A 4,043-nucleotide genomic window follows, 5' to 3' on the forward strand; every position below is an offset into this window, starting at 1 on the left:
CGACCAGCCGCGGCACCGTCCCGGCCCGCGACGGCGCCCGAGGCGGCGACGCCGGCGCACCAGCGGAGAGGTACTTAGAGATGGTTTCAGAATGACTTCGTGAGTTCGTGGTGACAGATCAGGGCGCAGGCGAGTTGGAGGAAGCCGAGGTGGATGTCGGCGAGGCGTTCGTAGCGGGGTCCGCAGGCGTTTGAACGCGTGTAGCCAGGCGAACCCGCGCTCGATGACCCAGCGGACTTTCTCGAGGCCGGAGCCGTGCGCGACACCGCGGCGAGCGATCAGCGGGCGGATCCCGCGCTCGCGCAGGCGTCGTCGGTGTGGGTTGGAGTCGTAGCCACGGTCGCCGTAGACCTCACGTGGGCGCCGGCGTGGCCGGCCGCGCTGTCCTCGGATCGGCGGGACCGCGTCCGCCAGTGGCAACAGCTGGGTGATGTCGTGGCGGTTGGCGCCGGTCAGCGTGACGGCCAGCGGGAGACCGTGGGCGTCGACGATCAGGTGGTGCTTGGAGCCGGGGTGGCCACGGTTGACCGGCGACGGCCCGACATGGTCCCCCCTTTGAGCGCGTGGATGTGCGAGGAGTCCACCGCGCACCGGTCCAGGTCGAGTTCACCGGCGGCGCGCAGCTCGGCCAGCAGCAGCTCGTGCAGCGCCGGCCACACCCCGGCCTCGGTCCAGTCCCGCATCCGCCGCCAGCAGGTCACCCCCGAGACGCCGAACGCGGTGGTCGGGAGCTGGCTCCAGCTGATCCCGTTCTTGAGTACGTACATGATCCCGCGCAGCGCGGTCCGGTCGTCGACCGGCCTGCGCCCGGGGAACCGGTACCGGCGCGGTGGACGGGCCGGAAGCAGCGGCTCCACGCGCTCCCACAACGAGTCAGGAACAAGATCGGCAGCCATGTCAGACGACCCTGCCGCAGCTCAGCGAGTGTCTACAGCAGACACGCCGAGCTCATTCTGAAACCATCTCTTACGGGCGGTGCGCGGGTCGCACCCAGCTTGAGCTGCGATTTCCTTCCACGTCGCCCCGGCCGCGCGCAGCGGGGCGAACCTCCTGATATCCATCCATGCCTCCACAGGCAGGATCACGGGCGACCACCCTGAGCTGATCTTCGGTCCGACGCGCCGGACCAACGACAAACCAGTTCGTACCTACAGCGACATCAGAGCCCGTACGCGGACATGGACGAGCTTCACCGCGTTCTGCACCGACCACGACCTGACACCGCTACCGGCTGCGCCGGCGACGGTGTCGGCCTACCTGGTCGCGCTCGCCCAGGGCTGGGGCGAAGGTCCGCACCATCGCCAAGCACCTGTCCGGGATCCGCGCCGCCCACCGCGCCGCGGACCTGCCCGCCACCAACCCGAACAGCCCATCCAAACCACCAGCCCACGCCTCGAGATCCTCCCCCACCAGCACAAGACCGAAGCCTAGCGCAGACCATCATCACGAAGTGCGGCTGGAGTACTAGCTCTGCTCGTCGCCAAGATCTTGCTGCGAGTACACAACGCCCTGAGCGATAACTCGCTCTGGCCGGTGTAGACAATCGAGGTCATTGAGCGGGTTGCCAGCCACGATCAGCAGATCGGCCGCCATCCCGGCCCTGAGATCCCCTGTCTTATGACCGATCCCGAGAGCCTCTGCAGCGCCCATCGTGACCATATCAATGATATCGCCACGGGCGAAGCCCAGTTCTTCATACAGCTCCATGCTCAGTTTCAGCTGATCGAACTCGGTTCCGGGTACTCCAGAGTCTGTTCCGATCAAGATTCGGACATCGTTTTCCGCCATCCAGGTGAGCTGGCTGCCGAACTTGTATTCTGGGGTCGTGACGTACTTGGCTATGCCGCGCCAGACGGCCGGAGTGGTGTCGCCAGCGGCCGTTTTCTGCTGGGCCATCTTTCGGACGGCTGCTTCATTCTGGTCTCTCTGGCCAGGACCCGACCGCCATCCGCAGTGCTCGATGGTAGATACCCCTGCTTCAATGCATCGAACAATAGGCTCGGTGCCGTGAGCGTGAGCTGCCACTTGCAGCCCGTACCGCGAAGCATGCTCAACGGCAACTCCGATTAGCTCAGTGGAGTATTGCGCGTCGAACGGGGTGGGCCCCTCTGGCGTCATATACCCGCCACCCGCCATGATCTTGATTAGATCTACATCGCCAGCTGAACGATCGATCGCAGACCGAATCTCCGCCGCTGAGTCCGCAATACCGCCCAGGTACCAGCAGTGTCCACCTGTGATCGTGAGCGGGGTCCCCGCGGAGAGCACCGTAGGCCGCACGCTGTCAGCGTCTGCATCCGAGTCGCGAAACCTCGCGACGTATCCCCAGGCGTCACCAAGGTCTCGAACTGTAGTGCAGCCAGCTCGCAAGCAGCTCCGTGCGTTGGCCCGGATCAGGGCTCGTACGTCATCGGGCGCGCCGGAGCACAACACGTCGAACGAGGATTTGCTGCAATCGCCACCGAGATGGACATGGCTGTTGATGAGCCCGGGCATGATGCTGTGCCCAGCGAAGCGCGAAACAGTCGCCTCGGGATCTGATGCGATGAGCTCGTCTGCCCTACCGGTCGCATCGATCTGGCCCTGCGAAACACGCACCGCATCCCCACCTTCGGGATGCTCCCGCCCTCGCGAGATGAGCCGGTCCGCTACAAAAATTTCCGCCCTCGCGGCATTCATCTTTACTTAGCCTCGCTCTTCACAGCCTGAGTGGACAAAATCTGCGGAACTTGGTACTGTCGGAGCCATTCCGACACCTCTACAAGGGGCCCCGTTTCGCCCTTCCGTGCCCGCTCGGGCAGATCACTAGGCATGTTCCGGAGCTGATCGACAACGACCGATACATCAGAGCGATCATTTGTAGTGAAGCCAGCGAACACGTTGTAGATTCGCGCGTATCCATCGCTACAGCGCTGCCCGCGCAGCTCACATGAGAGGCGGGACGGCAAGCTCCACACCCGCCTTATGACTTCGCTGCTCTCTCCGCCGCCGAGGGGTACATCTGGCCGAACCAGTTCCGGGTAAAGCGACCGGACAACTCGATCCAGAGGCGCGAGCCGAGCATAGGAGTACATCTGCGCACCACGGTGCAGAAGTAGCCTGAAGTCGTCGGCGGCGCCGGGATAGAACACCGCGAGGAGCATTGCCAACACGGAAACCCGAATCGCAACTAAGCCTCCGGACCACATGTTGATAGACGCAGAGCCGGAGCCAAACAGGACCTGCGCATAGTACGAAGCTCGCGAGCCCAACAAGATGAGGTAGACACCGCAGCCCACCGCGAGCGAAACTGCAACAACAAGGAAGTCCCAAGCCCGTTTCTTGTAGATCGTAATACTGTCCCGGGTAGTCCAATATACTTGCGTAATGCAGGCGTATACGAGGTACGCACTCACAGACACGAAGAACACCAGTACCGCTGGGTCTTGGATATCATGACTCGTGAAGCTCAGTTCAAACGGCGCCATAACGAACAGCGGCACGATCAGGATGACCAGTACCGTCGCGATCAGCGCCGCGATTTCGACGTACCGGCGTTGCCGCGGTCTGTATTCGGCAATGTTACGAAGGTAGAACAGCTGCATCGACGCGAAAGCGCCGACAATCATGAGATTGCGCACGATGCCGGCTGTGTGAGATCCTAGAACTTCGTCAACCCACCTAGAAAAGTCCGGCCGGTTGAGCAGAACCATCACGCCGAGGCCGGCACTGAACAGCACCGAAGTCCAGGGATCTGGTGAGCGGGGCGCCCTCAATGCATGGAGCAGCCTCCACGCGAACACGGCTCCGCATGTCACTGCCAGAAAGTACGACACCTCCCTCACACCCACCCCTGTCCGCCGAGAGTTCGCCCAAGAGCTCCGCCTGTTCGCCCTAGGTGTGATGTCCAGGGAGGTTGGTCAGCCTGGTGACTGGTGGCTGGCCGCCGATGGCGGAGTGAGCGCGGTGGTGATTGTAGAAGTGCAGCCAGCCGGGTAGGGCGTCGTTGCGTTGGCGGGTCGACTCATAGAGTCGGGCGTAGGCCCAGCCGTCGGCCAGGGTCC

At 63.3% G+C, this 4,043-nt stretch carries 3 protein-coding genes and 1 pseudogene; all 4 read right to left on the reverse strand.

Annotation, left to right across the window (positions count from 1 at the left end; translation table 11 throughout):
- Window positions 1–86: 86 nt before the first annotated feature.
- Window positions 87–896: pseudogene (locus tag FVA95_RS27815) on the reverse strand (IS5 family transposase).
- A 568-nt stretch (window positions 897–1,464) separates the two neighbouring features.
- The gene (locus tag FVA95_RS27820; protein ID WP_149666783.1) at window positions 1,465–2,679 is read right to left on the reverse strand and encodes an amidohydrolase family protein; all 1,215 of its coding nucleotides are present in this window, start codon (window positions 2,677–2,679) and stop codon (window positions 1,465–1,467) included.
- Window positions 2,680–2,681: 2 nt separating this feature from the next.
- The gene (locus tag FVA95_RS27825; protein WP_149666784.1) at window positions 2,682–3,824 is read right to left on the reverse strand and encodes a hypothetical protein; all 1,143 of its coding nucleotides are present in this window, start codon (window positions 3,822–3,824) and stop codon (window positions 2,682–2,684) included.
- 49 nt (window positions 3,825–3,873) lie between these two features.
- The coding region (locus FVA95_RS27830; RefSeq protein ID WP_149662779.1) for an integrase core domain-containing protein at window positions 3,874–4,043 on the reverse strand (170 nt) is incomplete at its 5' end.

The organism is Pseudonocardia sp. EV170527-09 (genome assembly GCF_008369905.1).
In the GTDB taxonomy this organism is placed as follows: Bacteria; Actinomycetota; Actinomycetes; order Mycobacteriales; family Pseudonocardiaceae; genus Pseudonocardia.